The sequence below is a fragment of the Chryseobacterium wanjuense genome (genome assembly GCF_900111495.1).
GTDB classification, from domain to species: domain Bacteria; phylum Bacteroidota; class Bacteroidia; order Flavobacteriales; family Weeksellaceae; genus Chryseobacterium; species Chryseobacterium wanjuense.
Map to the genome: position 1 here is coordinate 890,777 of NZ_FOIU01000002.1, position 14,330 is coordinate 905,106.

Here is a 14,330-nt window from a genome sequence, read left to right on the forward strand (position 1 = left end):
AAGGGCTTATTTCATTAATTAACTATAATTCTTTTCATCACATCCGAAAATTCTATACGTCGAGAAATGCTACCACATTTGTGATTTTCCCGTTTTTCATTTTCATAAACCAGGCGTAAGAAGAGCGGTAAGGCTTGTCATCCAGCGCTGTGGCTTCTCCGTCCCAAAGGGCAATCACCATATCATTATCCGCAAAAATATTTCGGACGGTTGGTTTTATTTTCACCTTTAGTTTTTTGTTTAAAGGAATAATCACTTCATCCAGAAACTCCTGTTTTGAGGTATAAATTTTGGAGTAAGGAGTAGAACCTGTAATTTCCCAATGCATGTCGTCATTCAAAAGATCAAAAAAGTTTCCGTTTCCGTTGTGCCATTCCTGAAAGGCTTTTGTGATGATTTCTTTATTGGAAAGTTCTTCCTGAGTATAATGCTGAGCTTCTGTTGTAGAGAAAATAATCATAGCAAAGAGTGTTAATAAGGTTTTCATTATAATTAATTTTAAAATTGATTTTAATAAGTAAAACAAACCCGAAAAATTTCAGGCTTGTTTTGTATTTTGAGAAATTAAATTGTGTTTTCCCAGGCTTTTAATTGATGATCTTTCAACATATCTTCAATCACTTTTGGAACTACATTTCTGAATTTTCCTTCATCGGCAGGAACGATTTCAATCATACGGTCGATCATTTCCTGAGGATCCATTTTTCCTTCAGGTGTAGCAAAGAAATCATCAAAACCTTTACGAAGATCAGCTCTTTTGGTAAAGTTTACTTCATCATCCAGCCAACGGAACGGGTTGTCTGCCATCGTTTCATTATATCCTGTATAATAAGCTCCCGGATTGATGGTCTGTACTTTGATTCCGTATGCGGCAAGTTCCTGCTGCATCGCTTCTGCAAAGGCTTCCAATGCATGTTTTGTAGATACGTAAGTTCCCCAGTTTGCAGGGGTGAACAATCCGCCCATTGAGGATGTGAACACTACTTTTCCTTTTTTGCCTTCTCTTACCCATTTTTGAACTACGCCTTGGGTAAGAATTAATGGTAAGAAAACATTCACTTCATAATTTTTTCTGACAATATCCACCGGGATTTCCCAAACAGGTCCTGCTTCTCCCATTCCTGCGTTGTTCCAAAGGATATCAAAATCCCATTTTAACGCTTGTTTGATGTCGTACTGATCGGTAAGATCCAGACGTTCTACTCTTATTTTATCTGATAAACCTAAGGCTGCAACTTCTTCGCGAAGGGGTGTTACCTGTGATGAAACGTGTACGGTTGCGATGATGTTGTGTCCGTTTTTTGCCATTCCGATAGCTGCTCCTTTTCCGAATCCTGTACCTGCTCCTGTGATTAAAATTGTTTTAATTTCCATTTTGTAAAATTTTTAGTGTTAGTGATTAATTATTAAGTTTAAATTTTTAATTATTGAATTTGAGTTTGATTTAAAATTTCCGCTCCGGCTGTTGCGATCTGAAGGTCTTCTGAAACAGCTCCTCCCGAAACGCCGATATATCCTATGATTTCATTGTTTTTAAGGATAGGAAGTCCGCCTGCAAAACCTACTAATCCGTCGTTGGTGGCTGTCATCCCGTAGGTTCCGGCTTCTGGTTTCAGATATTCACCTACGTTTTCGCTGCTTGTTCTGAAAAGGCTTGCTGTTTTTGCTTTCTTGATGGCGATGTCCATTGATCCTAAAAAAGCGTCGTCCATTCTTTCAAAACTTTTCATGTGTCCTGCAGTGTCAAGAATTGCAATGTTCACATTTACATTCAGTTGTATGGCTTTGGCTCTTGCCTGTTGTACAACCTGTCTAGATTCGTTGAGATTGATTTCCATAATGTTGTTTTTTAAATTTTGTTTTTGTTGTTTCATTTTGTTATGGCAAAGTTGCACCAGATTGAGATGGATTTTTATAGGAAAAAAATGCCCGTTTTTATGAAAATCAAACCTTTTGAAAATTTTATATATTTTTTTACCTTTATGAATTAAAAACTTACCCGAAATCATGAAAACAAGTTTAGATCTTAAAGAAATTGACCTTCTTCGCGAGTTTCCGGAACTTACGCCGATCTATAGAGAAGCGCATGATTCTAAACAGATTAAAGTTTTTAATCGTGAAATTGTAGATTGTAGAAATTATCTTTCCGCCAACAGAAGGGATTTTTATAAAATTCTGATGATTACAGGAGGTGACGGAATTTTTACTTTAGGTTTAAATAAATACATCATTGATAAACCGACCATGATTTTCATTCATCCCAACGATATTATTTCGTGGCAGAAAACTTCGGGAGAATCGGCGGGGTATTATTTATTGTTTAAAAAAGATTTTATCAACAAACATCCGATGCTGAGGGCTACGATAGAAAGGCTGGCTTTATTTAATGATAAATCTAAAAGTATAATTTGTGTTGGAGAAAATGATTTGCCAGGTTTCATCAGGCTTTGGGAAAGCATGTACAACGAACAGGAAAATCAATTGGGAGACGAGGCGATTCAGGCATATATTCAGCTGATGATGATCGACAGCGCAAGAATGTCAAACTTTCCGGCTCCTGAAAATACGGGGGAAGAATATGATCATATTCATCGTTTTTTTGGACTATTGGAAGAGGAGGTTTCGAATATTAATTATGAAAAACCCATCAAATTGAGAACAGCGCAGGAATTTGCGGATTCTTTGAAACTTCATCCGAATTATTTAAACAGAATTTTAAAGAAACGAACTGGTCAAAACGTGAGCAAACACATCAAAGGCAGACTTTTGGATGAATGTAAAGCACTTTTGCTACAGACATCCTGGACGTTGGAACAGATCAGCTATGCGGTAGGTTTTTCCGACCAGCCGAATTTTAATTTTTTCTTTAAAAAGAATACGGGCTTTACTCCGAATGCTTTTAGGAAGGGGATTTTGGAGTGATTTTTAAAAGTAAAATTTAACGGATGGCAGTCATTTAGAATGACACCGAGCTGCATAAATCAAAAACACGTCCCAAAAATCTGAGACGTGTTTTCTTTTATTGAGAATGTTGATATGTTATGAATTATTTTTCAATAGCGATGTCGATTACTTCTTCCATTCGGTTGACGTAATGTACTTTAAGGTTTTTCAAATAATCTTTTTTGATTTCCTCTACATCTTTTCTATTGGCTTCGCAAAGAATAACATCCTGAATTCCGGCTCTTGTCGCAGCCAGTAGTTTTTCTTTAATTCCGCCTACAGGAAGCACTTTTCCTCTTAATGTAATCTCACCGGTCATGGCAAGATGAGGTTTTACTTTTTTATTTTTAAACGAAGAAACCATTGAAGTCAGCATCGCAATCCCTGCAGAAGGTCCGTCTTTCGGAGTCGCACCTTCCGGAACGTGAACGTGGATGTTTTTCTTTTCGATATCATCCTGCGAAATGCCCAGCTCATCATGCTTTGCCTTAATATATTCCAAAGCGATCGTTGCAGATTCTTTCATTACCGTTCCCAGGTTTCCGGTCATTGTTAGAGTTCCTTTTCCACTGCTTAAAATACTTTCAATGAATAGGATATCTCCTCCTACGCTCGTCCATGCGAGACCTGTTACAACCCCCGGAACTCCGGTGATTTCAGACAGGCTTTTCGGTCTTGGAACTCCTAAAATCTCATCAATTTTTTTAATGGAAATTTTAGAATCATATTCTTTTACTAAAGCGGTCTGCAGGGCAACCCAACGTGCGATCGCCGCAATTCTTTTTTCTAAAGATCTTACCCCGCTTTCGGAAGTATGAGCTTCGATAATATGTTTCAGTTCAGAATTTCCAAGCTTGAATGATTTTGAATCCAAACCTGTTTCTTCCTGCTGTTTTTTTATTAAATGTCTTTTAGCGATTTCAATTTTTTCCTCCAAAGTATAGCCTGCAATCTGGATGATCTCCGTTCTGTCCAACAGCGGAGTCTGAATCGTTGAAAGAGAATTGGCTGTTGCAATGAACATTACTTTAGACAAATCATAACCCATTTCTAAGAAATTATCATAGAAAGACTTATTTTGTTCAGGATCAAGAACTTCCAGTAATGCTGAACTCGGATCACCGTGTAACCCTTGCCCGATTTTATCAATTTCATCCAAAACAATCACAGGATTGGAAGTCCCGGATTTCTTGATGGACTGCAGTATTCTTCCGGCCATCGCTCCGATGTACGTTTTTCTATGTCCACGGATCTCACTTTCATCGTGAAGCCCGCCCAAAGAAAGCCTTACATATTTTCTTCCCAACGCGTCTGCAATGGATTTGCCTAATGAAGTTTTACCCACTCCCGGAGGTCCTACCAATAGAAGAATAGGGGATTTCATGTTGTTTTTCAGTTTTAAAACAGCCATGTGCTCCAAAATTCTTTTCTTAATATCTTCTAATCCGAAATGAGCTTTATCTAAAATTTTCTCAGCTTTTTCAATATCAAAAACATCCTTAGTATACGTTTCCCAAGGAAGATCGGTGAAGAAATCAAGATAATTTCTCTGAACATTATAATCCGGCGAATTGGGGTTTTGACGTTGTAACCTGTTGATTTCCTTTTGGAAATGTTCTTCAACTTCCTTACTCCATGTTTTTTTTCTTGCCTTGTCAATCAAATCTTCCACATCACTTTCAGGTCCGCCGCCCAATTCTTCCTGGATGGTTCTTATTTGCTGATTCAGAAAATATTCTCTCTGCTGTTTGTCAAGATCCTTTGATGTTTTCTGATGAATCTGATTTCTCAATTCCAGCTTTCTGAAATCTTCGTGCATCATTTCATAACATTTGTTGGCTCTTTCCATCAGGTTTTTTTCTTCAAGCAGTTTCTGCTTTTCGGGAGAGGGAAAATTAGCGTTTGTGCAGATGAAATTTAATAAATCATCATTATTGTTAATATTCTTTATTGCAAAATTCGCAGCATTCGGAATGTTGGGATCAAGCTCAATGATTTTTAAGGCAAGATCTTTAATGTTTTCCAGTAATGCTTCGTATTCTTCCTTATTTTTTGGTTTTCCGTCTTTTAATTTTGAAATTTCAGCTTTAAAATAAGGCTGTGTTTCAATCATTTTTTTGATCTTAAATCGGTGAAAACCTTTTGTAATGGCGGTAATATTGCCTTCGGGAAGTTTAATGATCTTAATAATCTTTGCTAAAGTTCCGGTCTGGAAAATATCTTTTTCAGCCGGCTGCTCCAGATCAGAGTTTTTCTGGCTTACAATTCCGATAAAATCTCCGTTTTTCTGGGCTTCTTCAAGAAGTTGTATGGATGTTTTTCTCCCTGCTGTAATAGGAATGACAACGTTCGGGAACATTACCATATTTCTTACAGGAAGGATGGGGAATATTTTTTGCTCAGAATTTTTCTCGGTTTCCGAAAGATCGGCAAGGTTGATCTCTTCGGCAACGATGTCAAATCCGTCGCTTATCATTTCTTCTAGACTAATATCTTCAAATTCTGTCATAGTAAATCGAATGACAAATTGTCATTGTCGTTTTAATTCGTTTAACGTGAAATTTCATAATATGCTTTAAAAAAGGGGAGCATAGCATGTGTGCTTAAATTGCACAAGACTTATGCCATTTGTTTTTTGGTAAAAAATATGGTCAAAATTTCCTTATTTTACAGAAATTAAATTTTAAAAATTAAAAAAAGGACTTGGATTTCCGTAATTTCTTAAAAATGTGTATTTTCGCAACCTGATAAAAAACTATAATTTATATAATGGCAATTTTAGGACAAATTAGGAGTAAGCCTTGGCTTTTGATGGGAGTAATTGCATTGGCGCTTTTGGCGTTCCTTGTAAACCCCGAAAGTATTGATAAGGTTTTTGGTAAAAATCCTGATGTTTTAGGAAAAGTAAATGGTGAAAAAATTACCCGTGAAGAGTTTAATGATCAACTTTTCGTGCTGCAGCAGCAGGCAGATCAACAGGGGCAGCCAAAGGCTGGTCTTGAGGAGCAGGCTTGGCAATTGCTTGTGCAGTCGAAACTGATCAAGCAGCAATTCGAAAAATTGGGCTTCGAAATGACGGAAGATTATTTCTGGAACCAAATCCAGTATGATCAGATGTTTGCTCAGCAAAAGCAGTTTTTTGATGAGAAAGGTAATTTCAAAACCCAGGAACTGAAAAAACAGATCGAAGAAATGAAGGCTACGAGTCCTGAAGGTTACAACCAATGGTTGAAAACCAGAAAATCAATCGAGTACAGATTGATGGCAAGACAGGTATTTGCAAATATTTCTACAGGAATCACTACTGGTAAAAAAGAAGCGGAGGAGCTAATGAAAGAAAGAGATCAGCTGGCTGATATCGATTTTGTAAAGATAGATTATGCTTCTTACCTTCAAAAAAATAATATCAAAGTTACTACTGAAGATTTAGCAAACTATATCAATCAGCATCCGATCATGTTCAAAGCAGAGGAGAGCAGAAATTTAGGTATCGTTTATTTCCCTTCTCAGCCAAGTGCAGCAGATGATGCGGCGGCTCAGAAAGAAATCACTAAATTATTCTCAGCAGGAACTGACGCAAGCGGAGGTACAGAAAATTTCCAGAATACAAAGAACGACTCTATGTTTGTCATGGCCAATTCTGATATGCCTTTCAACAATCAGTATTTGAAGCCAAACCAATTGCCACAGACTATTCAGGCTCAGATTCCGTCTGCAGCTATCGGACAGACTTTCGGACCTTACAAAGAGCAAAACTTCTACGTAGTTTCTAAACTTTTGGATAAAAAGACTTCAGATTCTACATTATCAAGACATATTCTTATCGCGTTTAAAGGAAGTCCTGCAGGAGAGGGCGTTACAAGATCTAAAGAGCAAGCTAAGAAATTAGCAGATTCTATCGGAGCTATTGTAAAAGCAAATCCTGGTAAATTCACAGAATTCCTTAAGTTATCAAATGATCCTAACTCTGCCGCTCAAGGTGGTAGTCTTGGATGGACAACTCCGGAAACTCCTTTCGTTCCAGAATTCTTAACGTATTTGGCAAACAATCCTAAAGGAGCAACAGGGGTGGTAGAAACTCAATTCGGATATCATATCATTAATATTGAAGATAAAAAACCGGGAGCAATGGGTTATAAAGTGGCCAACCTGGTAAAAGCAGTGAAGCCTTCTGATGCTACTGAAGCTGAAACAGATAAAAAAGCAAGAAGATTTATCCAGCAGGTTCAAGGGAAGTCTTTCAACGATTTCGTGAATATTGCTAAAAAAGGAAACTATCAGTTCTCAAATCCTAAGCAGGCGAAGAGATTCGATGGCCAGCTTCAAGGGTTAGGTACGGACAAAGATGCTGAAATCCTTGCTTGGGCATTTGATAAGAAGAGAGAAAAAGGAGATACAGAATTCTTTACCGTAGACGGAACTGGAGATAAAATCGTAGTTTACTTAAACGGTAAGCAGGCAAAAGGCACTGCAGATCCTGAATCGGTAAGAGATCAGATTGAAGTAGTGGTTAAAAACAAATTGGCTGCAAAACAAATTTCTGAGAAAATCGGTAAAGCAGGAAGCTTAGATCAGATCGCTAAACAATTCGGAGCAACGAAACAATCTGCACAGGTTAACTTGTTGAATCCATCTGTAGCAGGTTCTATGGAGCCAAAAGTTGCAGGAGCGGCATTTGGAGCTAAGAAAGGACAGCTTTCTAAGCCGGTTGAAGGAGGGACTGGAGTTTATGTATTAGTTAAAAAGAACGAAATCGTAAACAAACAACCTGGAGATCTTAAACAGTTCACAGAATCTGTTACCCAGAGAAGTGCAGGAATGTTCGGTCAGGCTTGGTTAAAGAGCTTACAGGACAATGCAAAAATCGATGATTACAGAATCGAGATCTGGAACAAATTAGGTTCTCAGCAACAATAAGAAATTAATTTCCATAGAGGATAAAAAGCGGCAAAGTTTTTGCCGCTTTTTTTGTATTTAACGCAGAGCAATAGAGAAAAACATTAATTTAAATGTAGTATATTTGCTCATTAGAAAAAATTTAGCAAGTGAAGTTCAGTAAAGAATTAAAAGCTGGTGTGATCGCACTTATAGCCATAGTTGGTTTCGTGATCTTATTTCAATTTATGAAGGGCAGAAGCCTATTTACTACCGATAATATATTTTACGCAAAGTACGACAATGTAGAGGGACTGGCACAATCTTCACCCGTTTCTATCAATGGTTTGAAGGTGGGGCAGGTTGATAAGATCATTCCTCATACGGCAAAAGACGGTAAAATCGATTTCGTTGTAAAAATCACGGTTGATAATAATTTTGAGTTTTCAAAAAATTCAACACTGGAGATTTTTGAGCCGGGATTGATGTCCGGAAAAGAGATGAGGGTAAATCTTGCATACGGAGGAGCTACAGCAAAAGATGGTGATACATTACAAGGGGCTTTCAAACTGGGAACTTTGGGAAGTCTTTCTTCTCAGGTAGGTCCGGTGAAAGATCAATTACAGACGGTGTTATATCGTGTAGATTCCTTAATGTCTAATGCAAACCAAATCGTTGATGAGCAAAACAGGGCAGAAATAAGAGCTTTGCTTTCAAATCTTAATAAAACAGTAGGAGCACTACAAACAACAGCAGGAAGTGTTAATACTTTGGTTGGCCACAATGATCCGAAGCTTCAGAAAGTACTGGATGATGCAAGTGTTACGATGCAGACAGGTAAAGTTACTTTAGATAAATACGGAAACCTCGCAGAAAGCATTGATACTAAAAAATTGAATGCTGCCATTTCCAATTTAGATGCAACAGTAGGAAGACTGAATGATGTAATTGGAGGGATCAACAACGGACAGGGAAGTTTAGGAAAACTGATGAAAGACGAGCAGTTGTATAACAATTTAAATTCTGCATCTACCAACCTGAATTCATTAATCGAAGACATGAAAGCAAATCCGAAGAGATACATCAATTTCTCGGTATTTGGCAAGAATAATAAAGACTAATACATAAGCCATGCAATATATCGATAATATTATTTTTCTGATTTTATTAATTGCAGGTTTTGGGCTGTTTGCAAAAAGTCTGCAAAAGATATATAGAAACATCAGATTAGGCAGAGAAATCAACCGAAACGACAGAAAAGGAGAACGCTGGGAAACCATGGCTCGAGTAGCTATGGGACAGAGCAAAATGAGTAAAAGACCCATTGCAGGGATGTTACACCTTTTCGTTTACGTAGGTTTTATCATTATTAATATTGAGTTGATTGAAATCATTGTTGACGGAATTTTCGGGACGCATAGATTTTTAGCCACCATTTTAGGACATGGTTTTTACAATTTCTTTACGGCAACATTAGAGATTTTAGCTCTTTTGGTGGTGATCGGTGTTGTTACTTTTTTCATCCGTAGAAATTTTTACGGGGTGAAAAGATTAACGATGAAAGAACTTTTCGGATGGCCAAAACAGGATGCCAACTGGATTCTTATCATCGAGTTTGCCTTAATGATGGCTTTCCTTACCATGAATTCCTCAGATTTTATTCTTCAGCAGAGAGGAGTTCTTCCGGAGCACGGAAGCTTCCCGATCAGTGAGATGACTTTTGTGCCATTTCTTGAAGTTTTCAGTTTTGATAACGGATTTTTGTTCCTGGTAGAAAGAGGAGCTTGGTGGTTCCATTTTGTGGGGATTTTGTTCTTCATGAATTACCTTTATTATTCAAAACATTTGCATATCATTCTGGCTTTTCCAAGTACTTGGTATGCGAATCTGGAGAAAAAAGGAAAATTCAATAATTTGGAATCTGTTACCAAAGAAATTAAATTAATGATGGATCCAAACGCAGATCCCTATGCTGCTCCGGCAGAAGGGAATGAAGCAGAGGCTCCTTCAAAATTTGGCGCGGAAGATGTTTTTGATTTAAATCAAGTTCAATTATTGAATGCCTATTCTTGCACGGAATGCGGTCGTTGTACGGCTGTTTGTCCTGCTAATATTACAGGTAAAAAATTATCCCCGAGATTAATTTTAATGAAAACCAGAGACCGTCTGGAAGAAGTAGGAAGAAACATCGACAAAAACGGAAAGTTTGAAGACGACGGGAAAAAATTATTGAACGATTATATCACCAAAGAAGAGCTTTGGGCTTGTACAACGTGTAATGCATGTACAGAAGCTTGTCCGGTATTGCTGGATCCGCTTTCTATCATCTTTGAAATGAGAAGATTTCTTGTAATGGAACAGTCTGCTGCACCACAGGAATTGAACCTGATGATGACCAACGTGGAAAACAATGCCGCACCTTGGCAGTACAACCAGGCAGATCGTTTGAACTGGGCAAATGATTAATTAATGTAACAATGTAAAAAATGTAACGATGTAACAATCATTCCATTGATAAACTGTTACATTGTATATTGATAAATTTGAATTAAAATGGATTTCAATATAAAAACAATGGCAGAATATGCTGCCGAAGGAAAATCACCTGAAGTTTTATTTTGGGTGGGCTGTGCCGGAAGTTTTGATGACCGTGCCAAGAAAATTACGAAAGCATTTTGCAAAATATTAAATAAAATAGGGGTTGAATTTGCTGTTTTAGGACAGGAAGAAAGCTGCACGGGTGATCCTGCAAAGCGCGCCGGAAACGAGTTTGTGTTCCAGATGATGGCTTTGACGAATATCGAAGTGCTGAATGCTTATGAAGTAAAGAAAATCGTTACGGCTTGTCCGCACTGTTTCAATACCCTTAAAAATGAATATCCAAGTCTGGGTGGGAACTATGACGTTGTTCACCATACACAATTCCTGAAAACCTTAATGGAAGAAGGCCGATTGAAGGTTGAAGGAGGTGCTTTCAAAGGGAAAAAGATCACTTTCCATGATCCTTGTTACCTTGGAAGAGCAAACGATGAATACGAAGCTCCGAGAGTTTTATTGGAAAAACTGGACGCTGAACTTGTGGAAATGAAACGCTGCAAAACCAATGGACTTTGCTGCGGTGCAGGTGGAGCGCAAATGTTCAAAGAACCTGAAAAGGGGAATAAAGACATCAACATCGAAAGAACGGAGGAAGCTTTGTCTTTTGAACCTAAAGTGATTGCAACAGGGTGCCCTTTCTGTAACACGATGATGACTGACGGAGTGAAGCATTTCAACAAAAATACAGAGGTTGCAGTAAAAGATATTGTAGAACTTCTTGCGGAGGCAGAAGATCTGTAAAATTTTAATTTAAAAATTGAGAGCGTATAATTTTATAAACCTCTTAATATTTTTCTTTTTTATTTCTAAATAAGATTATTATGAAAATTGAAGAATCAAACATAGTAGAAACAAACGATTATAGAGTGATCATATATCCCGCATCAAGACCTTTGGAAACCAAAGAAGCGAAAGTGATCACCGAAAAATTATTCGATTTTCTGGCGACTTGGGCAGCACACGGGAAACCGCTTTCATCATCTTTTAAAATTGAGAAAAATCAGTTTATTATCATTTGTGTGGATGAGGAGAAAGAAATGGCTTCCGGATGCAGTATTGATGCATTGGGAAAGGTGATGAGAGAGATCGACGAAGAATATCAGCTGGGACTTTTCGATAGAATGAAAGCAAGTTTTGTGGAAAATGGAGAAGTAAAAACATTGAAGCTTTTGGATTTTAAGTCAAAAGTGAGAAATGGAGAAATTTCTAAAGATATCCAGGTTTTTGATTTTTCAAAAAACACGTATTTGGATTTCCTGAGTCATTTTCTTTTGCCATTTGAGAAGAGCTGGGCTGCTTCTATTATATAAATTTAAATGGAATCAAATAAATAAAAAGTGGAACTATTCCACTTTTTTTGCATTAAGTATATTTGTAAAAATCTTTGAAGAAGTAAAATTTGATTAATTTCTTTCTGATAAAACATGCCGAAAATTCTTTTTTTAACTACTGCCCACCGATACGACGATGATAGAATTTTTTATCATCAGGCGAAGGCGCTCAAAGATGAAGGAAATCAGGTTGAAATTTGCAGTTTATCGTCAGATTTTCAGGGTTTTGTTGATGGAATTGAGATCGAGTCTTATTCAATTTTGGAGAAAAGCACGGAAGAGAAAACGAAAGTTTTCGAAAGAGTGTATAAAACATTCCAACCGGATTGTATCATCTGTTCTGAACCGTTGGCTGTCATTTCAACGAAAAAGATTAAAAAAGAGAAAAAAATCAGCGTTATTTACGATATTACAGAATGGTATCCATCGATGCGAATGGTTGAAAATTTTCGTTTTCCATTGAATGTATTTCAAGCAATTAAATTTTTTCTGATCCAGTTGTATGCAGGCTGGGTAAGCACCCATTTTATTTTCGGAGAGGAAACGAAAAAATTTCCGCTTGCTTATATTTTCTGGTTTAAAAAAAATATCATTTCTCCGTATTATCCGGATGATCAATATATTCACCGGAATATTAAAAAATTAGAATCCAATAAAATTACACTTTGCTACACCGGACAATTTTCAGAAGAAAAAGGAATTGGTAATTTTTTCGCTGTCATTGATAGTGTAAAGAAAAAAAAGCCTGACCTTGATGTTTCAGTTTTGTTAATAGGAGGAGCCAGAAAGGAAAAAGATGAAAAATATTTTTCAGATTTACTTTCGAAATATCGATTTGAAAACATGAAAATTGAAAAGGTAACTTCTTTTGAAACCTTTACCGAATCCTATGCTGAAGCAGATATTTGTTTTGATTTAAGGACAATGAATTACGAAAATCATCATTGTTTGCCCATTAAAATATTTTACTACGCAGCATCAGGAAAGCCTGTAATTTATACAGATCTGAAAGCGACAAGACAACATGTCGATGTTTCAAAGTTTGGATTTCTTGTTGATCCTGAAAAAGCCGACGCAATTGCGGAAATTGTTTTGAATTATATTGAGAATCCTGAATTATATTCTGCTCATGCTCAAAATGCAAGAAAAGAATACGAAAAAAAATACAACTGGAATGGTATTCGGAATTCGTTTGTAAACTTCATCAAAAAATCCATAGAATAAGATGAAGCAGAATACAATCTTTAAGACTTTTGTTTCCCGGTTTTTAATTTTAATATTAAATTTCGGACTCGTCATTTATTCCACCAACATGTGGGGAAGCGAGGGCAAAGGGGTTATTTCGATTGTCATAGCCGATCTTACTATCATCAGTTTTTTTGCCAATATTTTTGTGGGAAGCAGCATGAGCTATTTTGCTTCAAAATATAAAGCGGAAGAAATCCTGCCTTTTGCCTATTTATGGTCAATTTTGGTTGGAATTTTGATTCCTGTGATTTTTAGTTTTAATCATGCGTTGGAATATTCCAATTACCTGATCATTCTTTCGGTTTTATCATCACTTCTGGCTGCCAATGTAAATTTATTTGTCGGTCAGCAGAACATAAAAATGTTCAATTTATACACTGTTTTACAGCAAATTATTCACATTGTATTTATTGTCATTATTGTTTATATTATTAAAATTACTTCGGTTAATTCTTACTTTATTGCTCAGATTAGCTGTTTCGGATTGTTGTTTTTGATCAGTTCTTATCAGGTTTTAAGGCGTTGTGATTTTAAAAATATTTCGTTTTCTAGGCAAATTGGGAGTAAATTATTCGATTATGGCTGGAAAACTCAGCTGAGTGCTTTTTTACAGTTTTTAAACAACAGATTATCATTTTATTTTCTTGAATATTTTAAAGGCATTGTAAGCGTGGGAATTTTTTCGATCGGGGTTGCTTTTTCGGAAGCGATCTGGACGGTAAGCCGAAGCCTTTCTCTCGTGCTTTATGCTGATATTGTGAATAATACAAACTCCAACGAGGCAATTGAAAAGACAAAAATTTCATTGAGAATCAGTTTTTTGATTACTTCTTTATTTCTTGGTATTATGTTGCTGATTCCGGCTAATTTTTATGCGATGATTTTTGGGAAAGATTTTCATCAGACAAAGGAAATTGTTTTATTTCTTTCACCCGGAATTTTAGCAATTGCAGTAAGTAATATTATCGGATATTATTTTGCAGGCATTAACAAACTCCGGATTCTGAATGTAAAGGCCATTGTCGGGCTTATTTTCACTATCATTTCATCATTTTATATTATTCCAAAATGGGGAATCAGAGGAGCTTGTGTGATTAGTTCGGTTTCATATTGCCTGTCGTCTGCGTTATTATTTTGGAGGTTTTATCAGATCACAGAATTTCATATTCATGATTTTATTTTGTCGAAAAAAGAAGTCGATTTATTGTTGCGAAAAGTTTTTAGATAATAAGTTTAAACAAGTTCAATAATTAATGGTCTATGATTTAGAAAGAGTTTCCTAAACCTAACAGGTTTTTAAAACCTGTTAGGTTTGTGATTGTAAAACTTTTCGCA

Annotated in this window: 12 protein-coding genes; 8 read left to right on the forward strand and 4 right to left on the reverse strand. The window is 36.5% G+C overall.

The window, feature by feature from the left end:
• Nucleotides 1-52 precede the first annotated feature (52 nt).
• From BMX24_RS15865 to BMX24_RS15875, 3 genes are all read right to left on the reverse strand, one after another.
• Nucleotides 53-487 carry a nuclear transport factor 2 family protein gene (locus BMX24_RS15865; protein WP_228404874.1) on the reverse strand — a complete coding sequence of 145 codons (435 nt, stop codon included), beginning with the start codon at nt 485-487 and terminating at the stop codon, nt 53-55.
• A gap of 77 nt (nt 488-564) precedes the next feature.
• Complete coding sequence (locus BMX24_RS15870; RefSeq protein ID WP_089794414.1) at nt 565-1,374, reverse strand: SDR family oxidoreductase; 810 nt, start codon at nt 1,372-1,374, stop codon at nt 565-567.
• 50 nt (nt 1,375-1,424) lie between these two features.
• Nucleotides 1,425-1,838, reverse strand: coding sequence for a GlcG/HbpS family heme-binding protein (locus tag BMX24_RS15875; RefSeq protein WP_089794748.1), 414 nt, complete (start codon nt 1,836-1,838; stop codon nt 1,425-1,427).
• Between the two features lie 169 nt (nt 1,839-2,007).
• On the opposite strand from BMX24_RS15875, the gene BMX24_RS15880 reads away from it, so the two are divergent.
• Nucleotides 2,008-2,922 (forward strand): helix-turn-helix domain-containing protein, encoded by a 915-nt coding sequence (locus BMX24_RS15880; RefSeq protein ID WP_089794416.1) that lies wholly within the window; start codon nt 2,008-2,010, stop codon nt 2,920-2,922.
• A 124-nt stretch (nt 2,923-3,046) separates the two neighbouring features.
• Here BMX24_RS15880 and lon read toward each other — a convergent pair whose 3' ends face one another.
• Complete coding sequence (lon, locus tag BMX24_RS15885; RefSeq protein WP_089794418.1) at nt 3,047-5,452, reverse strand: endopeptidase La; 2,406 nt, start codon at nt 5,450-5,452, stop codon at nt 3,047-3,049.
• Nucleotides 5,453-5,712: 260 nt separating this feature from the next.
• Here lon and BMX24_RS15890 point away from each other — a divergent pair, with 260 nt between their 5' ends.
• The 7 genes from BMX24_RS15890 (at nt 5,713) to BMX24_RS15920 (ending at nt 14,223) form a co-directional block, all read left to right on the forward strand.
• A complete protein-coding gene (locus BMX24_RS15890; protein WP_089794420.1) occupies nt 5,713-7,860 on the forward strand; it encodes a peptidylprolyl isomerase in 2,148 nt (715 codons plus the stop codon).
• A gap of 128 nt (nt 7,861-7,988) precedes the next feature.
• The gene (locus tag BMX24_RS15895) at nt 7,989-8,939 is read left to right on the forward strand and encodes an MlaD family protein (RefSeq protein ID WP_089794422.1); all 951 of its coding nucleotides are present in this window, start codon (nt 7,989-7,991) and stop codon (nt 8,937-8,939) included.
• A gap of 10 nt (nt 8,940-8,949) precedes the next feature.
• Nucleotides 8,950-10,284 carry a 4Fe-4S dicluster domain-containing protein gene (locus BMX24_RS15900; RefSeq protein ID WP_089794424.1) on the forward strand — a complete coding sequence of 445 codons (1,335 nt, stop codon included), beginning with the start codon at nt 8,950-8,952 and terminating at the stop codon, nt 10,282-10,284.
• 87 nt (nt 10,285-10,371) lie between these two features.
• Entirely contained in the window at nt 10,372-11,157 is a 786-nt protein-coding gene (locus BMX24_RS15905) for a (Fe-S)-binding protein (protein ID WP_089794426.1), read from the forward strand.
• An 80-nt stretch (nt 11,158-11,237) separates the two neighbouring features.
• Complete coding sequence (locus BMX24_RS15910; RefSeq protein ID WP_089794428.1) at nt 11,238-11,726, forward strand: hypothetical protein; 489 nt, start codon at nt 11,238-11,240, stop codon at nt 11,724-11,726.
• A 114-nt stretch (nt 11,727-11,840) separates the two neighbouring features.
• A complete protein-coding gene (locus BMX24_RS15915) occupies nt 11,841-12,971 on the forward strand; it encodes a glycosyltransferase (RefSeq protein WP_089794430.1) in 1,131 nt (376 codons plus the stop codon).
• A 1-nt stretch (nt 12,972) separates the two neighbouring features.
• A complete protein-coding gene (locus BMX24_RS15920; protein WP_089794431.1) occupies nt 12,973-14,223 on the forward strand; it encodes a lipopolysaccharide biosynthesis protein in 1,251 nt (416 codons plus the stop codon).
• Nucleotides 14,224-14,330 lie beyond the last annotated feature (107 nt).

Coding starts and splice junctions, on each gene's coding strand:
- BMX24_RS15870 (WP_089794414.1), bottom strand. CDS start 1,374: ATGGAAATTAAAACAATTTTAATCACAGGAGCAGGTACAGGATTCGGA.
- BMX24_RS15920 (WP_089794431.1), top strand. CDS start 12,973: ATGAAGCAGAATACAATCTTTAAGACTTTTGTTTCCCGGTTTTTAATT.
- BMX24_RS15915 (WP_089794430.1), top strand. CDS start 11,841: ATGCCGAAAATTCTTTTTTTAACTACTGCCCACCGATACGACGATGAT.
- lon (WP_089794418.1), bottom strand. CDS start 5,452: ATGACAGAATTTGAAGATATTAGTCTAGAAGAAATGATAAGCGACGGA.
- BMX24_RS15905 (WP_089794426.1), top strand. CDS start 10,372: ATGGATTTCAATATAAAAACAATGGCAGAATATGCTGCCGAAGGAAAA.
- BMX24_RS15875 (WP_089794748.1), bottom strand. CDS start 1,838: ATGGAAATCAATCTCAACGAATCTAGACAGGTTGTACAACAGGCAAGA.
- BMX24_RS15890 (WP_089794420.1), top strand. CDS start 5,713: ATGGCAATTTTAGGACAAATTAGGAGTAAGCCTTGGCTTTTGATGGGA.
- BMX24_RS15900 (WP_089794424.1), top strand. CDS start 8,950: ATGCAATATATCGATAATATTATTTTTCTGATTTTATTAATTGCAGGT.
- BMX24_RS15880 (WP_089794416.1), top strand. CDS start 2,008: ATGAAAACAAGTTTAGATCTTAAAGAAATTGACCTTCTTCGCGAGTTT.
- BMX24_RS15910 (WP_089794428.1), top strand. CDS start 11,238: ATGAAAATTGAAGAATCAAACATAGTAGAAACAAACGATTATAGAGTG.
- BMX24_RS15865 (WP_228404874.1), bottom strand. CDS start 487: ATGAAAACCTTATTAACACTCTTTGCTATGATTATTTTCTCTACAACA.